Source organism: Mucilaginibacter angelicae, from assembly GCF_042434235.1.
Classification (GTDB): domain Bacteria; phylum Bacteroidota; class Bacteroidia; order Sphingobacteriales; family Sphingobacteriaceae; genus Mucilaginibacter; species Mucilaginibacter angelicae.
In genome coordinates this window covers 107,621-128,200 of the sequence record NZ_JBHLTS010000022.1, presented here as the reverse complement: position 1 = coordinate 128,200, position 20,580 = coordinate 107,621, and the positions used below count along the sequence as shown (strand labels likewise).

14 protein-coding genes are annotated in these 20,580 nt (G+C 43.5%); 7 read left to right on the top strand and 7 right to left on the bottom strand.

Annotated features, from left to right (window positions below; genetic code table 11):
* Window positions 1-90: 90 nt before the first annotated feature.
* A complete protein-coding gene (locus tag ACFFGT_RS12835; RefSeq protein ID WP_377022939.1) occupies window positions 91-1,029 on the top strand; it encodes a sugar phosphate isomerase/epimerase family protein in 939 nt (312 codons plus the stop codon).
* Window positions 1,030-1,318: 289 nt separating this feature from the next.
* Complete coding sequence (locus tag ACFFGT_RS12830; protein WP_377022938.1) at window positions 1,319-1,570, top strand: hypothetical protein; 252 nt, start codon at window positions 1,319-1,321, stop codon at window positions 1,568-1,570.
* A 42-nt stretch (window positions 1,571-1,612) separates the two neighbouring features.
* On the opposite strand, the gene ACFFGT_RS12825 is transcribed toward ACFFGT_RS12830, so the two are convergent.
* Entirely contained in the window at window positions 1,613-2,002 is a 390-nt protein-coding gene (locus ACFFGT_RS12825; RefSeq protein WP_377022937.1) for a response regulator, read from the bottom strand.
* Window positions 2,003-2,250: 248 nt separating this feature from the next.
* Complete coding sequence (locus ACFFGT_RS12820) at window positions 2,251-2,604, bottom strand: VOC family protein (RefSeq protein ID WP_377022936.1); 354 nt, start codon at window positions 2,602-2,604, stop codon at window positions 2,251-2,253.
* A gap of 469 nt (window positions 2,605-3,073) precedes the next feature.
* On the opposite strand from ACFFGT_RS12820, the gene ACFFGT_RS12815 reads away from it, so the two are divergent.
* Window positions 3,074-3,655: an RNA polymerase sigma factor gene (locus ACFFGT_RS12815; RefSeq protein ID WP_377022935.1), complete on the top strand. Its 582-nt coding sequence runs from the start codon at window positions 3,074-3,076 to the stop codon at window positions 3,653-3,655.
* Between the two features lie 21 nt (window positions 3,656-3,676).
* Here ACFFGT_RS12815 and ACFFGT_RS12810 read toward each other — a convergent pair whose 3' ends face one another.
* From ACFFGT_RS12810 to ACFFGT_RS12790, 5 genes are all read right to left on the bottom strand, one after another.
* On the bottom strand, window positions 3,677-4,477 hold the full coding sequence (locus ACFFGT_RS12810; protein ID WP_377022934.1) for an SDR family NAD(P)-dependent oxidoreductase: 801 nt from the start codon (window positions 4,475-4,477) through the stop codon (window positions 3,677-3,679).
* Between the two features lie 137 nt (window positions 4,478-4,614).
* Window positions 4,615-5,448 (bottom strand): helix-turn-helix domain-containing protein, encoded by an 834-nt coding sequence (locus ACFFGT_RS12805; protein WP_377022933.1) that lies wholly within the window; start codon window positions 5,446-5,448, stop codon window positions 4,615-4,617.
* 14 nt (window positions 5,449-5,462) lie between these two features.
* Window positions 5,463-6,509 carry an SDR family oxidoreductase gene (locus ACFFGT_RS12800; RefSeq protein WP_377022932.1) on the bottom strand — a complete coding sequence of 349 codons (1,047 nt, stop codon included), beginning with the start codon at window positions 6,507-6,509 and terminating at the stop codon, window positions 5,463-5,465.
* A gap of 146 nt (window positions 6,510-6,655) precedes the next feature.
* Window positions 6,656-9,043 carry an ABC transporter permease gene (locus ACFFGT_RS12795; protein WP_377022931.1) on the bottom strand — a complete coding sequence of 796 codons (2,388 nt, stop codon included), beginning with the start codon at window positions 9,041-9,043 and terminating at the stop codon, window positions 6,656-6,658.
* A gap of 281 nt (window positions 9,044-9,324) precedes the next feature.
* The gene (locus ACFFGT_RS12790; RefSeq protein WP_377022930.1) at window positions 9,325-11,751 is read right to left on the bottom strand and encodes an ABC transporter permease; all 2,427 of its coding nucleotides are present in this window, start codon (window positions 11,749-11,751) and stop codon (window positions 9,325-9,327) included.
* 302 nt (window positions 11,752-12,053) lie between these two features.
* Here ACFFGT_RS12790 and ACFFGT_RS12785 point away from each other — a divergent pair, with 302 nt between their 5' ends.
* The 4 genes from ACFFGT_RS12785 (at window position 12,054) to ACFFGT_RS12770 (ending at window position 20,553) form a co-directional block, all read left to right on the top strand.
* Window positions 12,054-13,529, top strand: coding sequence for a S41 family peptidase (locus ACFFGT_RS12785; RefSeq protein WP_377022929.1), 1,476 nt, complete (start codon window positions 12,054-12,056; stop codon window positions 13,527-13,529).
* Between the two features lie 177 nt (window positions 13,530-13,706).
* A complete protein-coding gene (locus tag ACFFGT_RS12780; RefSeq protein WP_377022928.1) occupies window positions 13,707-14,918 on the top strand; it encodes a FecR family protein in 1,212 nt (403 codons plus the stop codon).
* A 229-nt stretch (window positions 14,919-15,147) separates the two neighbouring features.
* Window positions 15,148-18,678 (top strand): TonB-dependent receptor, encoded by a 3,531-nt coding sequence (locus ACFFGT_RS12775; RefSeq protein WP_377022927.1) that lies wholly within the window; start codon window positions 15,148-15,150, stop codon window positions 18,676-18,678.
* A gap of 15 nt (window positions 18,679-18,693) precedes the next feature.
* Window positions 18,694-20,553 carry a RagB/SusD family nutrient uptake outer membrane protein gene (locus tag ACFFGT_RS12770; protein WP_377022926.1) on the top strand — a complete coding sequence of 620 codons (1,860 nt, stop codon included), beginning with the start codon at window positions 18,694-18,696 and terminating at the stop codon, window positions 20,551-20,553.
* Window positions 20,554-20,580: the final 27 nt, after the last annotated feature.

Here is a 20,580-nt window from a genome sequence, read left to right as displayed (position 1 = left end):
CAAATTAGGTTGGTAACAGTTTCAATACACAATTTGCCGGCATCAATTAATTGATAACTTTGGTGTAAACCAATGTATTTCCTATAAATCATGAAACAGCATAACTTATCAAGGCGCGATTTTATTGGCCGCAGCGTAATGGCCGCAGCCGGTTTTTTAGCATTTTCAAAACCATTACTGGCAAGTGTGGTTTCGGGCAGGGCCGATAAACCTAATTCGCTCATTAACGGCGTACAGATAGGGGTGATCACTTACTCATTTCGGAGTATGCCGGGCACCATTGATGATTTGCTGAAGTATTGTATCGACTGTAATATTAACGCCATTGAGCTTATGGGCGATGCCGCCGAGATATATGCAGGCGCCCCTAAACGCGAGGCTGGTGAAGACTGGGCTGCATTTGGTAAAAAGATAGCCGAATGGCGCGGTACAGCCCCGATGGATAAGTTTAAGGAGATCAGGAAAATGTACCATGATGTAGGGGTAAGCATTTATGCCTGGAAACCCAATGCCCTCGGCCCAAAAAACAGTGATGCCGAAATTGATTATGCCTTTAACGCAGGGAAGGCCCTTGGTGTAAATCACGTAACCGTTGAGCTGCCCGACGAAGCCCAAACTAAACGCCTTGGAGATATTGCTGCCAAACATAAAATGATGGTTGGTTATCACGCCCACACCCAGGCCACACCAACCCTTTGGGATACCGCCTTAAGCCAATCAAAATATAATGGTATTAACCTGGATATAGGCCATTACGTAGCAGGTACCAGCAGCAGCCCGGTGCCGTTCATAGAAAAATACCACGACCGTATAACCAGCATGCACATCAAGGACCGTAAGTTCCATGACGGCCCCAACCAGCCATGGGGGCAGGGCGATACCCCGATAAAGGAAGTATTGCAATTACTCAAAAATAATCACTATAAATTTCCTGCCACTATTGAGTTAGAGTATAAGATCCCCGAAGGATCAGATGCGGTAAAGGAGGTGAAAGTTTGCCGCCAGTTTGCTGCAGATGCGCTGGCTTAAGATGTTGTATTAGTTTGCCTTTAGTATTTATGCCTCATGTTTTGTAAATTTATATTTATTGAGATATAGATATGGACAACTCATGCAGATTAAAGCTGGAATGGATTCCCGCTGCCTATAGGGAGGCAGACAAGGGTAATAATGAAATCTCAGTTAGCACAATCAAGCAGGCGCAGCCTGTAAACCGGATTTACCAAAATGGCAATAGCTTTGCAAAACACAAGACTTATAAAAGGAAGCCGTAGGTATTGTTTTGCTGATGTCAGGCGCGATAGCTTATCTTTATCACATGGAATCAAAAATATTTTCATACAAAGTAGAAGGCATTACACTTGAACCAGCAAGTGATTTGCTGAGCATCAGCCCTGTGTTTGACCGTAAGGAAGTACTGAACAAACTGAAGGACCTTTTTAAAGACGATGATTATAAAATTGATGAGCGCACCCTCGATTATAAGATTAAGGACGGCCAGCTTTATATTGAAGGCGTGGTAGCTAAACAGGCAGAGGCAAAGTCGATAGGGTTTATGATGGGGAAATAGGTAACGAAAAATCACGTGCCTATCAGCTTCTCCTGCCAATAATTAATTAACCCTGAAGCTGGTAAACGTTTCCCTGGTAACTGGTTTAGTATAATATGATTTTACATGCTGGTACTGCTTTGAACGTGTCAGGTCTCTTGGCAATATCGAGAAGGTTACGATATAGATTTCAATGTTTTTACCTATGAAGGGCTGGATTTTTATAAACTCATCCAAAAACTCCCATCCGCTGAATGGGGTCATGTACAGATCAAGAAAAATAACATCAGGCAACTCATTTTCATTTTGCAAATGTTCCCTGATATAGCGGATGGAATACTCTGCGTCGGTACTGTATGTTACAGAATCAAACGCCAGGTATTTATCCTGCATCCCTTTAATAATGGCAATATCTATTTGATTGTCATCAATGTATAAAAGCGTTTTGGCCATTAGGTCAGATTTAGATCACCACTAATATAGCTAAAAGCTATATTGATAGCGTGGTCATAGCTGATACAGGCAGGTAATTGTGCAGAAGTGAGAAAAATGTGGTAATATATAATTCGTTGTTTGTTAGCTATTTAATATATAGCTTTCGGGCAGTTTTCCCATTATTGTACAATTTTATTTTTGCTTACGTTACTGCAATAATAAGCAGTTCAGGAGCGCTCCTGTAAGGTACTTTGAAGTAGCAGAACTTATTGTTCTACAAAGTGCCAGCAAACACCGGCAATATCTATAACGTTAAACTCTTTGCCATAAGGTTCCTGGTTAATTTCACTTATGCGGATTTTAAAACGTTGAGGCAATTGTTTGTCTATTACCATTTGTCTGAAGGCTGCTACATCGTTCAGCTTTACGCTTAGCATAAAGTTTTGAGCAAAATGAGGCTGGTCATAACGTTGCAGGATAAAGCGGCAGTTATCCTTTTGAAAGCCGATATAATCTCCCGAATCCCAGTTAATTTTAAATCCCAGTTCCTGAAAAAATTGTTTAGAACCTTCAAAGTCGCTGCCCGATGGCACAAAGGGCTCAAGTGATAAAAATTCCATATTGCGTTACAGATAGTAGTGTATGTAAACATAACAAATACGATCTGGAATTAATAGGTTCCTGTGCCACCATGACTTCCGGAAAGAACCCTGATGAAGGCCAAAGCAGTAAATCGTGTCAATGGTTTGCCTTGATATTCCTATCCGTAATCATCTGAAAAGTAAGGTAAGGAAAGAGTTATTTGGTCTTGTATTATCAATAGAAAGATGCTTTTTTAATCTCCTGATAATAAAATAAACTCTTTTACGTTAAAACTTTTCCACAAAATACGGCTTTGTACAAAAAAGCTGCACATACCAGGTGAAGTGATTTTTGTGCCTTGTGTGCTGATAATCAGTTATAAAAGCATGTGCCTTTGTTAAAAAAGTACCACTACAACAACACTACTTCAATTTATTATCATGTTTTTGCTATGTTAAATTAAAATTTACTTTTTACTTTTATCTCACCAATTATAATTAAACTACAGTGGGTAAGAGTATTAACAGCAATCATATCCAACAATTGATAGCGGGCGATGAGGCCGCTTTCGATTTGATTTATGAAGCGTACAGCAGCAAGGTTTACCGGCTGGCTTTCCGGTTTCTGAAGGATGCGCTGCAGAGCGAGGAGATAGTGCAGGAGTGTTTTATAAACCTTTGGACCAGCCGTGAAAAACTTAATGCCATGGGCGATATCTGGCTGTACCTTTACGTTATTGCCAAACGCTTATCATTAAATTCATTGAGGCAGATGTGCCAGTCGCGCGAGTTTTCGGATAAGTTAGTGAACCACATAGCTACCGTTCATAACGATACCGAAGAAGACCTGCTGGTGAGCGACCTGGAACAGTTTACCGAGCGGATCATCAACAAGCTTCCGCGCCAGCAGCAACTTATTTTCAGGCTGAGCAGGGTGGAGCACCTTACCCACAAAGAAATTGCCGATCAGTTGCAGATCTCGCCAAATACAGTAAAAAACCACATGGTTGAGGCATTGAAAACCCTCAAATCGCAGCTGCAATACTCCGACCTTATTTTTATGCTTGCCTTGTTCTTCTGGATCAGCTAAAGGCAATTCTTCCCTAAACCTTCAATCAAGTCTGTTTACCCTGTAATTTAATGCTGCCGTTGTACCACCGGTTACATCGATAGTGACGCCTGTTATTTGCCCGGCAAGGTCAGATGCCAGGAAGACTGCAGTATTGGCAATATCAGCCATTAAGGGGAGCTTTTTGAGCATGGTATCAGCTTCCATTTTTTTGATGATGGGCTCCATAACATCGGGGATGGTATCAATGGCGTTTTTGAACACCTGTGAATCGGGCGAGCCACCGGAACGGATATTAACTACGCGGATGCCGTAAGTCCCCAGCTCGGATGCCAGCGTGCGCGAAAAACTTTCAACCGCGCTGCAAGCCGGGCCAAAACCTCCTGTATGCGGATAACCGATACCTCCAGGCGTAGCTGTAAGCGATAAAATTACACCTGATCTTTGTTTCATCATTACCTTACCTGCTGCAATGGCCGTCATGAAACGGGTTTGCATGGTGAGGGTAATGGGCTTTACAAAATCTTCGGCTGATATTTCGGTAAGCGGAATGTTCTGCACTACATCAACTCCAACAGCGTTAAAGGAGATATCAACTGTTCCAGCCTGATTTACCACCTGGTGTAAATGTCCATTAATTGCTACCTCGTCAAACGCATCTACTATAGCCGTTTCGGCTAAGCCAGCCGAAGCAATAATTTCATTGGCTATTTTTTGAATTGATGTGGGGTTAGGCCCGGTTAAAAATACTCTTGCTCCGGCAGCAGCCAGGGCTTTCGCAACTGCACCGCCTAATGAGCCGCCTGCCCCGTATATCACCGCGTTTTTGTTTTGGAGTATCATGATGATTGGTTTGTTTAAAGATAGTTCTGAAAATGCCAGATTACATAACAAACATAACCGTAAATATTATTTTAGGGAGAGGGCTAAAGATGACAATTGAGGGGAGGGTTTAGGACAAGCTTGTGCTTTGGTGTCTGTTAAAATTGCTTTTCACTTATCTCTCGTTTAGCTTTAGAAAGTGTTGGATTATACCCAAACTGCTTTTTAAAAGCATATGAAAAATGCGAGAGGTTTTCAAAGCCTACTTCAAAGTAAACTTCGGATGGTTTGCGTTTTTGTTCAACTATTTGGTAGTGGGCGGTTTCCAGGCGTTTTTTGGTAAGCCATTTTTCGGGCGTATTGCCGAAGGCTTTCTTAAAATCACGTTTAAAGGTGGTGAGGCTCCTGCCGGTAAGGTAGCCGAACCTGGCCGCGGTGAGGTTAAACATGTAGTTTTTCTCCATAAAATCGGCCAGATCAATTTTACCCGGTTCTTCAAAATGGCCAAGCAGGTTATCTACCGATTTATCGATAGAGCGGAGTACGGCAATAGCCTCGGTTATTTTGATATTGGCTATCTCTTCCGGCAAATCATCGGCCACTTCAAAATAGGGTAGCAGGGATCCAAACAAGCTCTGCAGCAGCGGATGCCGGTTAAAGTATTTGATATCAGGTTGAGCAGGAGTGATCTGAACCTGCGGAAGCGCGGCATAATAGCGCTGCAATGTTTCCTGCGGGAAACAAATGGAGATCGATTTAAAAAGCTCGCCGTTTAAGGGTACTTTACTTAACCTGCCCAACTGGTTGCGCGGCAGCAGGACAATATCCCCGGCATGGAAAACAAACAGCCTGTCGGCCGATGCGATCTTCATTTCGCCTGATAGCACGCATACCAGTGCATGCCAGGGAAGGATCACTTCGCGGCTGTAATGCTTTTCACGCTTACAGGATACAAATACCATTGCCCTGCTGGCTGCTCCCGGTTGTTCCATTAGTGTAAAAATAGTTATTTAATAATTCCCAGTTGTATCAGGCTTTGGGCGGTTGCAACAATCGCTTCTTCGGCTGGGCGGGGCGACCAGCCAAGCATGCGCCGGGCTTTTTCGCTGGTAGCGTTCATGTTTTGGTCAAGCATAGGTGCAATTACTTTGGCAGTTGGGTTCCACAGGGCAGTTAAATGTATTAGCCAGTTAGGCAGGTTTTTTACCTTAACTTTATCTGCATAATTGCCCATCCGGCGTTTCAGGATCTTTGCCACATCTATCATCCAAAGGCTTTCGCCCGAAATGGCCAGGAAGCGTTGGCCTTTTGCCGCCGGATTGGTCATAGCGCGCAAATGCAGGTCGGCCACATCACGTACATCCACAAGGCCGGTGTTGATTCTTGGGCAGCCTTTTAACTTGCCAAACAACATATTTTGTACCAACTGAATGGAGTGTGAATAGTCGGGCCCTAAAACCGGGCCGGCAACGGCGACCGGGTTTATTGTAGTCATTTCCAATCCTTCGCCTTCAGTCGCAATAAAATCCCAGGCGGCTTTTTCAGACAGTGTTTTTGATTTTTGGTAGGCAGGTACGCTATCGTTTATCGGTGTCCAGTCGGTTTCATTAAATGGTGTAGATCGTGGCTTATGACCAAAGCCAACAGCGCCAAATGCCGAGGTAAATACAACACGCTTAACACCGGCATCCCTTGCTGCTTTCAGCACACGTAATACCCCTTCACGTGCGGGTATGATCATTTCATTCTCGTGTTTATAGCCTTTAAGCGGGGTGGGAGAGGCCACGTGCAAAACATAGGTACAGCCTGCAACTGCTTCTGCCCAGCCGGCATCGGCACCGAGGTCGGCAGCTATAAAGGATAGGCGGTCGCCCGCTTCAACGCCGCCTGTTCTGAGCATATCCCGTACTTCGGCTTCACGGTTTAATGAGCGTACTGTTGTTTTTACGCGGTAACCAGCTTCAATAAGTTGCAGGATACAGTGTACCGCGATAAAGCCTGAACCACCTGTTACCAGTACCTGTGTATTGCTATTAGAGTTTGTTGTTGTCATTACATTAAATTTTATAATGCAAAGCTCCTCTAAATAGCTACAGGCAGGTTTGTTTAAAAGACCGAAGATGGTTTGTTTAAAAGGCCGTTGTATAAATGCTAAAAGCGAAATGCACAAAGCTTAAAGCCGAAATTTTATCATTCAGATTATTCCGTCCTCAAGCTTTTTACCGGGTTCATTAGCGCTGCCTTTATAGCCTGGAAACTGATGGTGAGCAAAGTTAGGATAATAGACCCAGCTCCAGCCAGGATAAACACGCCCGGCCCTATGCTGATCCGGTATTGATATTTTAGTAGCCACGTATGGAGGTAGTAATACGAAACCGGGCTGGCGATCAGGCAGCTGATGATCACGAGGATCATAAACTCCTTCGACAATAACATCCAAACCTGGGGCACAGTAGCACCCAATACTTTCCGTATGCCAATTTCTTTAGTTCGTTTTTCGGCCATGTACGCAGCTAATCCAAACAACCCTATACAGGAAATCATGATGGCGAGGGAGGCAAATAAACCGGCCAGCTTCCCGATCAGTGATTCAAAGTCGAATTTTGATGCATAGCTTTCGTCCACAAAACGATACTGGAAAGGAATAGTGGGATTATAACGACTGAATACCGGGGCGAGTTTAGCTAATGCTGCCCGTGTATTTACCGTTGGCGACAACCGGTATGTTACTACGCTTGACCAGCTTGGCTGGTAAATAAATATTGTAGGTACCGAGTTTGAAAACGGCGAGGCCATCAAAGCATCCTTAACCACGCCGATCACGGTGGCCTTTTGCTCCACAGTGTGCCAGGTGATCACCTGGTTAATGGGGTCTTTATACCGCATGCGCTTAACAGCAGCTTCATTGAGTACCACGCTCAGGGAATCAGCTCCGAGATTGCCGGTGAAATTACGCCCGCTTTCCATTTTCATACCCAGCGTTTTAAAGTAATCTGCATCAGATACACCAATGATAGCAAGGCTCAATGTTTCGCCGGGTAACCTGCCCGACCAATCCGTTACGCTATTGTTGGCCCAAATATCGGTAACAGGACTTGAAGATTTGGTAACGCTGCTCACAACGCCGGTGGCCAGCATTTCGTTTTTAAAAGCCTCATAATTGCGCGTCAGGTCGCCGGTGGCGTCGGTCATCACTAAACGATTTGCATCGTAGCCTACTGGCCTTTCTTTAGCATGATCTATCTGCTGATAAATGATTAGGGTGCTAATAATGAGTGCAATGGAGCAGGTGAATTGCAATACCACGAGGATCTCCCGCGGAAGGTTACCTGCTTTGCCTGTTTGCAAACTTCCCTTTAAAACTTTTACCGGGTTAAAGGACGACAGGTAAAATGCAGGTCTTCCTCCCGAAAGCAGACCAGTAAACACAACAAAACCTATCATAAGCAGCCAAAAAGTGCCATTGGTAAAAGGAATACTGATCTGTGTATGGGTAAGGTTATTAAAAGCCGGTAAAGCTACCGTAACAAATAGCAGCGATACTAAAAAGGCTAAGAAGGTTAAAGTCATGGATTCGATCAGGAACTGGAAGATGAGGTTTTTACGGCTGGATCCGATAGCCTTACGTACACCTACTTCTCGCGCCCTTTTCTCTGATCGCGCGGTAGCAAGATTGGTAAAATTGATACACGCGATAACCAGGATCAGGATGCCGATGAGTGTAAACATTCTCACATAATCTATTAAACCGCCTGAGACAACGCCATTCCTATACTCTGAAAATAAATGCCAGTCTTTCAAAGGTTCAAGGAACAGTTCAGCCTTGGTTTGCGCGTAATATTTAGGGCTATGCCTAACCATTGTCCCTTTTATTTTGGGGGCCAGTTCAGCATAAGATGCGTTAGATTGCAAAGCAACAAAGGTTTGGAATGAATTATTGTCCCAATTGGTAAGGGATTGTTTTACCTCGCTATCCGTAATGGCATAGTAGGTGAAAGGTACAATAAAGCTGAACTGAAATGTAGAGTTGGCCGGTACATCTTTCAGGATACCGGTAACCCGCAAATCATGAAAATTATCAATTTTTACCATTTTTCCTATTGCTTCAGCCCTACCAAATAATGCCGTTGCAGCGGTTTGTGACAGCACGATGGAATATGGGTCACTTAATACGGCATCTATATTGCCCTTGATGAGCGGGAATTGAAAAATTTTCAGGAAATCGCTGCCTGCCATTGCCCCGTTAACGTTTATTCTTTTATCGCCCACAGTAAGCGGATGTGAACCCATCCAATCTGTTTGAGCCACATATTTAATCTCCGGAAAGTCTTTTTTCAACGCGTCGGTCAACGGTAAGTTGGTAGAGCCAACCGTGTTGATCTCGCCATTGTTATTCACATTAAACCTTACTTTGTAGGCCTGCTGGTAGCCGGGCAAAAAGCGGTCGTAGGAAACCTGGGCATAAATCCATAGGCCGATGAGCATGGCTACTGCCATCCCTGTCGCTAAGCCGATGATATTCAAAGCGCTGTAAACTTTATTGTTCACGAGATTGCGCAAGGCAGTTTTGAGATAATTTCTGATCATAACCGGGCGATTTAATAGATACGAAGCTATTCGTAAATATAATGCCAAATGTGTATGTTGTTGGTTATTAGGTGTTTGTTGTGTGTTGGCTTTGGGCTGTTGTATCAAAAGTGAACAGTAACCGTGCATTTTTGATCAGTAAGTTTATTGATTACAATTAGCGTAATACATATCGTCAAAGTTGGGGAAGTAATCAGGTACGTTAAAAGGCATGCTTATCTCCGGTGTATGGTTACGATAAGGTGGGGATCTGATGACCTCCCGACTTTTTCTACCACGAATCACTCACTCCGCAAACTCTTTACCGGGTTTGCCAGCGCGGCTTTAATAGTTTGATAGCTTACTGTGAGTAAGGTGATCAAAACAGCACCTATCCCTGTAAATACGAATACCCACCAGGCTATCGGTGTGCGATATTGATAATTTTGCAACCATTTCGACATAAAATACCAGGCCATTGGTGTTGCTATGACGAGCGAAATAATTACCAGCACCACAAAATCTTTTGATAACAACCGCCATAGCGTGAATACAGTTGCACCTAATACCTTACGCAGGCCGATTTCTTTAGTGCGTTGCTCGGCCATGAACATTGCCATGCCGAACAGCCCGAGGCAGCTGATAAAAATGGCAAGGCAGGAGAAGAATTTTGTCAGTTTGCCGATGTGCTCTTCGGCTGTAAATTTTTTGGCATATTCTTCATCCGCGAAATTATATGTAAAAGGAACGGAAGGAACGATCTTTTTGAAAACGCCGGCTATTTTGGGCAATGCCCTACTAACACTTGCCTGCGGATTTATCCTGATAAAAATCCAGTTGGGGTTACCTCCCAGGCGGAAAACAACGGGCCTTATCGCATCGTAAGGCGATTCCATCACCATGTTTTTTATTACGCCGATAATCCTGTAATCCTTATCGACATTGTTCCACTTGCTTTTCCAGTGGATGCTTTCACCTACCGGGTTTTTGAAGCCCATGTACTTTGCGGCAGCCTCATTGATTACGAAACCGGATGAATCTGCGGCAGACCCGGCGTAAAAATCGCGGCCATCCTTAAATTGCCAGCCAATTGTTTTTCCATATTCGGCTGTCACGGTTAACGTCCCAAATTTTTCTTGTATACCGGGGTCCCTGCCTCGCCAGTTAAAACCGTCATTGTTTGAGGACACCCCTGTAACCGGGCTTTCTGATTCAGCTACTTCGGCCACAAAGCCGGTTGCCTTCAGTTCGTTGCGGAGAACTTCCTGTTTCCCCTGATAGTCAATTGACTGCATCGGTACTATAATCAAGCCATCACGGGTGTAACCAACGGGCCGGTCTTTGCCAAAGATCAGCTGGTTATATATAATGATGGTACAAATGATTAATACAATAGAAACCGTGAATTGCATCACTACTAATACTTTGCGCGGAAGTGACGCCATTCGGCCTGCCCGAAATGCCTCTTTTAAAACTTTTACGGGCTGGAATGAAGACAGGTATAAAGCCGGGTAAATTCCGGAAAGCAAACCAGTAAATATGATAAAACTGATACAAGAAAGCCAAAACCATATATTGGCGTAGGGTAGGGAGATCTGCTTTGCCGACAGATCATTTAACATTGGCAAAGCAAGTATGGCAAACAATAACGCTATTATAAATGCCAAAAGTGCCACCAGTAGTGATTCACTAAAAAACTGGCCGATGAGTTGTACCCTGGCCGAGCCTATGGCTTTACGTATGCCTACCTCGGTTGCTCTTCTTTCGGAGCGCGCGGTACTAAAATTCATAAAATTGATACAGGCCAATAACAATACAAATCCACCAATAGTGCCAACTATCCACACAAACCGGATAGGCCCTTTATCGGCAACACCATCCTTAAAGTTTGAATAGAGATGCCAGTTCTTCATCGGGTTTAGTAATATTTCGGGGTTTGCTGCCACCTCATGCCTCATATTGTCCATGTGCCTGATCACGTTAAGTTCAGCATTTTTAACAGTAGCCGATACTTTATTTAAATCAGCACCCGGCCAGATCTCACCATAGATCAAAAAACGATGATCGTCCCAGGCCATTGTGCTTAGGCGCGCATCAGCAGCTGCATAAAGCTCCCATGGCATAAAAAACTGCACATCGTGAAATTGAACGTTTTGCGGGAGGTCTTCATATATCCCCGTCACTTTCACATCAGTGGTAGTATGTACATCCCAGGTGTCGCTCACTTTCACTGTTTTATCCATGGGGTCGGTATTGCCGAAAAGTTTTTTTGCTGCAGACGCTGAAAGCAGAACCGAACGGGGATCATTTAAGGCAGCCCATGAGCCGCGGAACATTTTCAAAGTCAGCATTTCGGGCGCAGCGGCTTCTATGTATTGCCCTGTCTGCGCTATTTTATTTTCACCCTGTGACAGATAGTAATCGCGGGTTTCAGTTGCTATTACTACTTGCTTAAAATCATTATGGTAATTGGTTTTGAGTTCATTAAGCAGCCGGTAAGGCATATGGTCAGTTACAGTAATATTGCCGAGGAACTTTTCTTTCTGCATCACGGCTACAATGCGGTCGTAGTTTTGATGATATTTATTGAATGACAGTTCGTCCCAAATCCACAAACCAATCATCATGGCTACTGCCATACCCACGGCCAGGCCGCCGATGTTGATGAAAGACGACGCCTTGTTCCTGGTGAGATTACGCCAGGCGATCTTGAAATTGTTCTTGAACATAATCTTAGGTTTTGTTAAATGACGCGAGCCGGGCCGGGTAGTTGCATTTGCTGAAAAAACTTTTCCAGTTTCAAGCAGAAGTGTTTAAGAATACGGAACCTCGTTCTCCGGAATCCTGCAAAGGTTTTCAGAAGAATTTCTGATGAGGTTAAGTTATCCTTTAAGCAGTGATCTTTCTTGTTGTCTTTTAAAAATTGCCGTCTATTCAACAAAAGCCGAAAATTTTCAAAATTTCTGTAACCGATTTTTTTGAACCGAGTTTTAGTACCATAACAGATCTATCGAGAAAAATAATTTACCATATGCTGAATTCAATAAAAAAAATAATGCTGACGCTCCTGTTGTTAGCAAAAACTTTTTGTGGCAACTGTCAAAACGAACAATTAACCTACAGTCCCAAACAATTACAGGAGGATTACTCCATATTCAGAAAAGCTTTGGAAACTACTTATCCAAGTCTTTACAGATTTACAGACAGTTTAATCATGAGCAAATATTTAGATGATAATTTCAAATCATTAAATCAGCCAGAGTCCGGGGCTGATTTTTACAAACTCATCGCCACCTCCTGCGCCAGGGTAAACGATGAGCACCTGATCGCAACACCATCTAAAGACTATTACCGGTCATTAGAAAATACGCATCATTATTTGCCTTTTTCTTTAAAAATTATTGACCGAAGGTTTTATGTGCTCACAACGGCACAATCCAATAGCACTATGCCTGTCGGATCTGAAATTATTTCAATTAACGGAAGGCCCATTGAAGAAATTCTAAATACTTTATTGTCTGCCATCCCCTCTGACGGGTACATTCAAACCTTTAATATTCGTCACCTGGAAGATTATAGTATGACTGAAGAAGAAAACCTTTTTGATCTGAATTATCCAATTTTTATAGAAGATACAGATTCTTATCGCATAGAATTTATAGACGTTGCTGACCAGTCAAAAAAGAAAATGATAACGATTGCCGGTCTTGATTATAAATCGTATAAAAAGTTTTTCTATAGCAGAACAAAATTAGAGGCGCCATTAGCATTTAGATACCTTAAAAAAGATGTTGCTTATTTACGCATCTCTTCATTTCTTAAATGGCACAGAGCACGTTTTAAACAAGACTTTTATACCTTATACGATAGTGTTTTTAAAGAATTAAATGTAAGGCATACAAAGAATTTAATTTTGGATCTGAGAAATAATGAAGGCGGCGATGGAACGGGTGAAAAATTGCTTACCTATCTTTTGACAAAGCCGTATAAGCATTTTGAATCTGTCGAAGTGAAATTTGTAGGGTATGCTCCAGTCGCTGATTATCTGGAAAACGGCAAAGAGCCATTTTTTGCCGATTCGTTGGTCTATCAAACCAATACCGGAATCTATAGCCTTAAAAACAAATATATGCCGCTCCTTGATGAACAGCAACCGGATATCAATCATTACAAAGGGAAATTATATGTACTGATCAATGGCGCATCAGGATCTATGGCATCAGTAGTTGCCAACTTTCTGAAAGGTAATAAAAGGGCAATATTTATTGGAGAAGAAAGCGGTGGAACAATGGAGGGCAATACTTCACATCAATCGGCAAGACTGGTATTACCCAATACTAAAATAAGAATTGCGATACCATTACTAAAAACAACAAATGCTGTTGCTTTTACAAAAGGGAGAGGCGTTTATCCGGACTATGATGTAAGCCCTAAAATGGATGATATTTTAAAAGGCATCGATACAGAGTTAGATTTCACACTTGGCTTAATTTTATCAAAGAAATGAACATAATGATCGTTCGGGAAAAATGTCTGTGCCATTATAACCGGAGATAACGTGCCGGTAAAAGAAGAAAATCACAATTTTTAAAAAAATATTTCACACCCGGGTAGTCCTATGGTTTAAGTTATGTGTTCTATACATAAATGCCCCTCCCGGGGAATTTGTATATAAACCAATAACATGAATAACGAAAGGCTCAGGAGTTTACTTGAACAGTATTTTAACGATGCTATAAGCAATGCCGACCGTGATGAGTTGCTCAGCTACCTGAACAATAATCCCGGCGAGGTATTTAGTACTGTTGACGAGGAAATGCTGAACCTTGATGGCGCCCCTGAGTTTGATAATGCCCGCGCGCAGAAAGTATTGGCTGATATTAAGGCCGATTCACGGTTTAATGATAACGTTGTACCGGCAGTACCTGTTATCCGTAAAAATAATATATTAAAATTATACGCCGGCTGGGTAAAAATTGCAGCTGCCGTTTTAATTTTTGCATCGGTAGGGTTTTACTTTGTGCAGCGCCAAAAAAATGGTGCGGTTAAAAATAATGTTGCCGCTAATACCGCCGCCAAAATTGTTCCGGGCAGCAATAAGGCCATCCTTACACTGGCAACCGGCAAAAGTATAGTGCTGGATAGTGTAGCTAACGGGGCACTTGCCAACCTGGGCAAAAGCCAGGTAAATAAAGTTAACGATGGCAAACTGGTTTATGATGTGCTGCCAAACGCCACTCATGCTGGTGTTAACGCTGTTTTATATAACACACTCACCATTCCGCCGGGAGGCCAGTACCAGGTAGTACTGCCCGATGGAACCCAGGTATGGTTAAACTCATCATCATCATTAAGCTATCCAACCGAATTTACCGGTAACAGCCGTACCGTAAAACTTACCGGCGAAGCTTACTTTGAGGTAGCGAAAAATAAAGACAAGCCTTTTTATGTAGAGATGAACAACGTACAGGTAAAAGTACTGGGTACACATTTCAACATCTCGGCTTATGCCGATGATAATGATTTAACCACCACGTTGCTTGAAGGCTCGGTACAGATCAGTAAAAACGGCAGCCAGGCTTTGTTAAAACCGGGCCAGCAGGCAGTGATAGGCAGTACTGCTGATGCTATTGCGGTTTCAAAAGCACATATCAACGAAGCTATGGCCTGGAAAAACGGTTATTTCATGTTTAATGATGATAATATAGTGGATATCATGAAGAAAGTATCCCGCTGGTACGATGCAGATGTTGAATACCAGGGCAATTTTGGTACCCAGCGTTTTGGCGGTACGTTTACCCGCTCAAAAAGCATAACAGACCTGCTGAAAAATCTTGAACAAATAAGCAATGTGCATTTTAAAATTACAGGAAGGAGGATCACCGTTATGCAATAAATCTACATTCTCTATTATCCCCAACCAATTATCTATCAGCATAAAAAAATAAAACCAGGAGCGTTTCGGACCGCCCCTGGCCTAAGCCGTGTTATGGCAATGCCAGATAGAAAAACTAATTGCAGCGATTACAACCACTTATTAATAAACTGACATTCAAATGTATAAAAATTTTACTGCATTTACTTGCGGCAAACATCGTGGGCGCCTATATAAACCTGTGCTTATTATGAAACTAACACTTATTTTGCTAACAGTTACCTTCTTACAGGTGTCTGCCGCAACTTATGCACAGAAAGTTACTTTAAAGGTTAAACAAACAACTTTAAAAGAAGTTTTTGAAGAGATCAGGAATCAAACCAATTATGATTTCCTGTACAATTCTGACGATCTGAAGCTGGCCAAACCGGTAACTGTTGATCTTACAAATGTTACCATAAACCAGGCCATGGACCTGTGTTTAAGTAACCAGTCGCTAACTTACAGCATCGACAACAAAACGATTCTCATCCGTAAAAAAACATCGGCCGAGAGTAACGCTCCTAAAAAGATCAGCGGTAAGGTAGTTGATAGTAAGGGCTTGCCTTTACCGGGTGTAACTGTTAAACAAAAGGGTTCAACAGCGGCCGCCATAACCGATTTAAATGGTAATTATTCCATTAATGTTACGGAAGCTAACGCTACCCTTGTATTTTCCTTTGTTGGTTTTAGGACTAAGGAAGTTGCCCTTAACGGCCGTTCAGAAATAAGTATTACGCTTGAGGATGCACCGCAGGACCTTACCGAGGTTGTGGTTGTAGCTTACGGCGTACAAAAGAAAGAAACCGTAACCGGCGCTATTACTTCAATTGGCACCAAAGACCTGGTGCAGTCGCCGGTTGCTAACCTGAGTAATGCGCTGGCCGGTCGCTTATCGGGCTTAACGGTAACCCAAACCAGCGGTAAGCCCGGTTCAGACGGGGCTACGCTTTATGTGCGTGGTGTTGGTACCTATACTGGTCAAACAGCCCCGCTTGTAATGGTTGACGGTATTGCCCGCGACAGTTATGACGATATCGACCCTAACGAAGTTGAATCCATCAGTATCCTGAAAGACGCATCGGCTACAGCAGTGTACGGTGTGCGTGGAGCAAATGGTGTTATCCTCATCACTACCAAACGTGGTAAAGAAGGTGCTCCTAAAGTTAGCGCTACCTTCCAAACGGCTATTTCGCAGTTTTCGAGCATGCCCAACTTTGTTAACTCGTACCAGTACGCATCGCTGTTAAATGAGCAGAGCTATGAAAGTTACTGGGTACAGCATTCAAAAGATGCCGATGTGCATACCTGGAATGATTTCGTGACCAAACGTGACGCCAACTGGATCAAGGACGCAACTATATATTACTCGCCCGAGGATTTGAAATATTATCAAAACGCGCATACACCAACGCTTAACGGGCAGCCAAACCCTTATTATGATCCGTATGGCCACCCCGATCAGGACTGGAAAAAACAGATCTTCAATAAGTTTGCCCCTCAAACACAGGTTAATGCCAATATTACCGGCGGTACCAAGGCAACCAAATACTTTGTTTCATTAGGTTACCTGGCGCAGGGCGGTTTGTTTAATACCGATTATATGCCTTTCTCTGACGAGATGCAGTTTAAAAAGAAACGTTATAACCTGCGCTCAAATCTCGATTTTGATGTGAATTCAGATTTTAGGGTATCGGTAGATGTATCAACCCAGTACGTAACCATCACAGGTATGGATAACGACGGCTACACCTGGGAAAAAAGGATTTTATGGTCATCGCCGCTTGGTTCGCCTGGTATAATCAATGGCAAGTTTGTAGTGCCTTTCAGCAACCAGAATGATCAGCTTAACCCGCTGTATGCCATAGCCAACAGCAACAACTACAATATTACAACCAACAGTACTTTAAACTCGGCTATCAAATTAACTTATAAACTTGACGATCTTACACCTGGTTTATCGGTAAATGCACGTGGTGCTTATGATAGTTACTTCCAAAGCCGTACCGGTGGTAAATACACGCCGTTATTGTATGGTTTGCGCCAAAACCCTAACGGCAATAAGCTCGACCCTATCCTGGTGCAATTAACCAACGACGTGGCGCCTGCCCGCTGGACAGATTTTTACACCGATAAATGGCGTAAGGCATACGGCGAGTTCTCCATCAACTATAACCGTGTATTTGCAAAAAAACACACTGTTACCGCTTTGATCCTGGCCAATGCCGAGAAAAAATATGACCCGAACTTGCAATATGATCTTCCGCATGCATATGAAGGTGTATCGGGCAGGGTAACTTATAACTACGGCGACCGTTACCTGGCCGAATATAACATGGGCTACAACGGTTCTGAGAACTTCCCCGAAGGTAAAAGGTTCGGCTTCCTGCCTGCTTATTCATTGGGGTGGCTTGCAAGCAATGAGTCGTTTTTTCCTAAAACTGATTATATCACTTACTTAAAGATTCGCGGGTCATTAGGTAAAGTAGGTAATGATGGTATCAATATTCCGGGCACTACAACATCAGCCCGTTACCTGTACCTGCCTGATACCTGGCAATATGCACAAGGTTATAACAATGGTGGTGGTTATACTTTTGGTACCCTTAATGACCGCAATACCATACAAGGTGCCCGTGAAAACGTTTTGGGTAACCCCGACGTAACCTGGGAAACGGCTACCAAATCAAACATCGGTTTGGAAACCCACCTGTTTAACGATCGTCTTTCCATTGTTTATGATCACTATAACGAGCATCGTAAAAACATCCTTTCATACAAAGGCAGCGTACCGGGTATAGTACAGGCAACCCTGCCTCCGTACAACCTGGGCGAAGTAAAGAACTGGGGTGATGAAATTGAATTAAGCTATACCAGCGCCCCTGGTAAATTTACCTGGTGGGTAAAAGGTAACGCCTCAACCAATCACAATAAGATCCTTTTTAAAGATGAAGCCATTGCACCGGGTTTAGAGTACCAGGCAGCTACAGGCCGTCCTATTAACCAGGGTTCATACTTACAGGCCGACGGGCTTTACACCTCATGGTCGCAGTTATACAAAATTGATGGCAGCGGCAACCCGATACTTTCGCAGCCTGTTCTGGCAGTTGGTAAAGATGGTAAGCCTTATAACAACGCGGCCGGTAACCCGGTATATCAAAAAGATCTTGGTTATGCGGGTGCGCCTTTACAACCGGGTGAGGTTAGGCTTAAGGATATTAACGGCGATGGTATCATTAACGAAAAGGACTATATGCGTTCGGGTAAAACCGACCTGCCAACCTTAAGCTATGGTGTATCGTTTGGCTTTAGCTTTCATGGATTTGATTTTTCGGCCTTGTTTCAGGGACAATCAGGTGTAGCTAAATATGCTATGCAGGAGCTTCACTTCAACAAACAGCAATCATTGTTTGATGTGGATTTGAACCGCTACACCCAGGATCGTTATGATCATGGCGAGCGTATTGATTTCCCTATTGCCGCTTATAACCAGGATGCAGCCTATAATACCTTCTTTTTGAAAAGTACAGCTTTTGTAAGGTTAAAAAATGCGGAAATAGGCTACACGCTTAAACCCGAGCTTTTGAAAAAAGTGGGGATCCGCTCGGCCCGTTTTTATATCAACGGATATAACCTGTACACATGGTCGCCAAATAAAATCTGGGGCGATCCGGAAAACTTAGGTTACATCGGTTATCCGCTTACCCGCACCTATAACGTAGGCGTTAATGTTAATTTTTAATCATAAAATATAGCAATGATGAAAAGAACAAATATTATTTTACTGCTTGTGGCTTGTTTCATAGGTGGTATGCTTTCAACAAGCTGTAAAAAAACTTTTCTTGAAAAGCCTAAAGGCGGTGCGGTAACGGTTGATACCATTTTTGATAGCCGCAACCAGGCACAATACGCGGTGGCCCAGATGTACATGCTGTGTATAAGGGGATATTTTCCCGAAACCTACGATGGCTGCCGTCCCGAAGCGCTTACCGACCAGCTTTATATCATCCACCCGGCTTATGACTGGGCTTCAAATACCATTAACACAGGTTCATACATTACCGGTAATATGAGTGCCGATAATAACTGCGATTATGGTTTTGGACAGGATAACGGCGCCGGTTTTTACTGGCACTATAAAGGCATCAGGCAGGCTAACCTGGTGTTGAAAAATATAGATAAAGTAGCCGATGCCGATAACGCATGGAAAACTGATGTTAAAGGCCAGGCATTGTTTTGCCGGGCTATGCAGCATTATGAATTGTTCAGGTACTATGGCGGCGTGCCTATCGTAACCAAACCGCTTGATGGTACTGTGAAAATTGCTATCCCGCGCAGTTCGGTGCAATCGGTTGTTGACAGTGTGGTTAAATGGTGCGATCAGGCTGCATCAATGTTGCCTGCTACCCGCCCAAGTGCCGATTTTGGCCGCGTTACCAAGCTGGCAGCCATGGCTTTAAAAGCAAGGATCCTGCTATATGCCGCAAGCCCGCTTTATAATACACCTGCCGGCATGAAAGGCGATGCATCGGGCGCAAGGTTTAATGACACCCGCGATACTGTATTAGCTTATGCCAGCTATGATAAAGAGCGCTGGAACAAAGCTGCTAAAGCTGCTAAAGATGTGTTAGATAACGCTGCTGCCGGTGGTGTTTCTTTATACAATACCGGTAAACCGTTAACAACAGGCGAAACTTATGCTACACTGGGCGATTATGAATCGGTATGGAACGTGTTTGCCAACCAGGAGTTGATATTGGTAAATACCTCAAACCAGGTTCCGGGTGCCGGTGGTGGCTGGGGCGATGGCTCTGCATGGGGCCAATATCTTTCGTCAAAATTGCGTTTGGCGCAATGGGGGGTTAAAAATAACGTGCCTATTGAGTTTATACAACAGTATGAAAAACACGATGGCACTAAATGGACTATGCCGGCAAACGGAGCCGACTTACCTGTTGATGTTGCGGCATGGGACCTTGATCCACGCTTTTACCAAACCATTGCTTATGATGGTAAATACTACAGCAGCCAGCGCGGTATCCTTGCTTACTACAAAAAAGGCGATTACAGTACCGATGGTAACCTGGCCAGCAGTGATGCCGGTGTAGATGGCTACGCTACCGAAACCTACAAATTTGTTGCAAGGGTTGATAACATGACCGATAACCATTTTGCATGGCCGGTTTTCCGCCTTGCGGAGTTTTACCTTGGTTATGCCGAAGCGCTTAACGAATACCAGGGGCCAAGCGCCGAAGCGGCAACTTATCTGAACAAGATCAGGCAACGTGCCGGGATGCCTGATAAAAACCCGGCCACTATTGATGCGTTCAGGGATGCGGTACAGAATGAGGAAACTATTGAGTTTGCTTATGAAGGCCATCGCTATAACGACCTGAACCGCTGGTTAAAAGCCAAAACTGTATTGAATACGGTGTTACACGGTATCCAAACCACTGCCAGGAACGTTGGCGGGCAGTTAAAACGTACATGGACAACAGTTCCATTTGTTACAAGGGTGTTCCCTGCCAAATACTACTATGTTCCATTCCCAAGTACCGAAATCAGTTTAAGGTATTTAGGTAACAGTAGCTGGGACGGACAAAATCCAGGTTGGTAATAGGCTTTTAAACATTAACAATTAGTG

Excerpts from the sequence above, each read along its gene's own strand:
- ACFFGT_RS12825 (WP_377022937.1), bottom strand. The coding sequence starts at position 2,002 with ATGGCCAAAACGCTTTTATACATTGATGACAATCAAATAGATATTGCC.
- ACFFGT_RS12790 (WP_377022930.1), bottom strand. The coding sequence starts at position 11,751 with ATGTTCAAGAACAATTTCAAGATCGCCTGGCGTAATCTCACCAGGAAC.
- ACFFGT_RS12805 (WP_377022933.1), bottom strand. The coding sequence starts at position 5,448 with ATGGAACAACCGGGAGCAGCCAGCAGGGCAATGGTATTTGTATCCTGT.
- ACFFGT_RS12835 (WP_377022939.1), top strand. The coding sequence starts at position 91 with ATGAAACAGCATAACTTATCAAGGCGCGATTTTATTGGCCGCAGCGTA.
- ACFFGT_RS12810 (WP_377022934.1), bottom strand. The coding sequence starts at position 4,477 with ATGATACTCCAAAACAAAAACGCGGTGATATACGGGGCAGGCGGCTCA.
- ACFFGT_RS12775 (WP_377022927.1), top strand. The coding sequence starts at position 15,148 with ATGAAACTAACACTTATTTTGCTAACAGTTACCTTCTTACAGGTGTCT.
- ACFFGT_RS12785 (WP_377022929.1), top strand. The coding sequence starts at position 12,054 with ATGCTGAATTCAATAAAAAAAATAATGCTGACGCTCCTGTTGTTAGCA.
- ACFFGT_RS12800 (WP_377022932.1), bottom strand. The coding sequence starts at position 6,509 with ATGACAACAACAAACTCTAATAGCAATACACAGGTACTGGTAACAGGT.
- ACFFGT_RS12770 (WP_377022926.1), top strand. The coding sequence starts at position 18,694 with ATGATGAAAAGAACAAATATTATTTTACTGCTTGTGGCTTGTTTCATA.
- ACFFGT_RS12830 (WP_377022938.1), top strand. The coding sequence starts at position 1,319 with ATGGAATCAAAAATATTTTCATACAAAGTAGAAGGCATTACACTTGAA.
- ACFFGT_RS12820 (WP_377022936.1), bottom strand. The coding sequence starts at position 2,604 with ATGGAATTTTTATCACTTGAGCCCTTTGTGCCATCGGGCAGCGACTTT.
- ACFFGT_RS12780 (WP_377022928.1), top strand. The coding sequence starts at position 13,707 with ATGAATAACGAAAGGCTCAGGAGTTTACTTGAACAGTATTTTAACGAT.
- ACFFGT_RS12795 (WP_377022931.1), bottom strand. The coding sequence starts at position 9,043 with ATGATCAGAAATTATCTCAAAACTGCCTTGCGCAATCTCGTGAACAAT.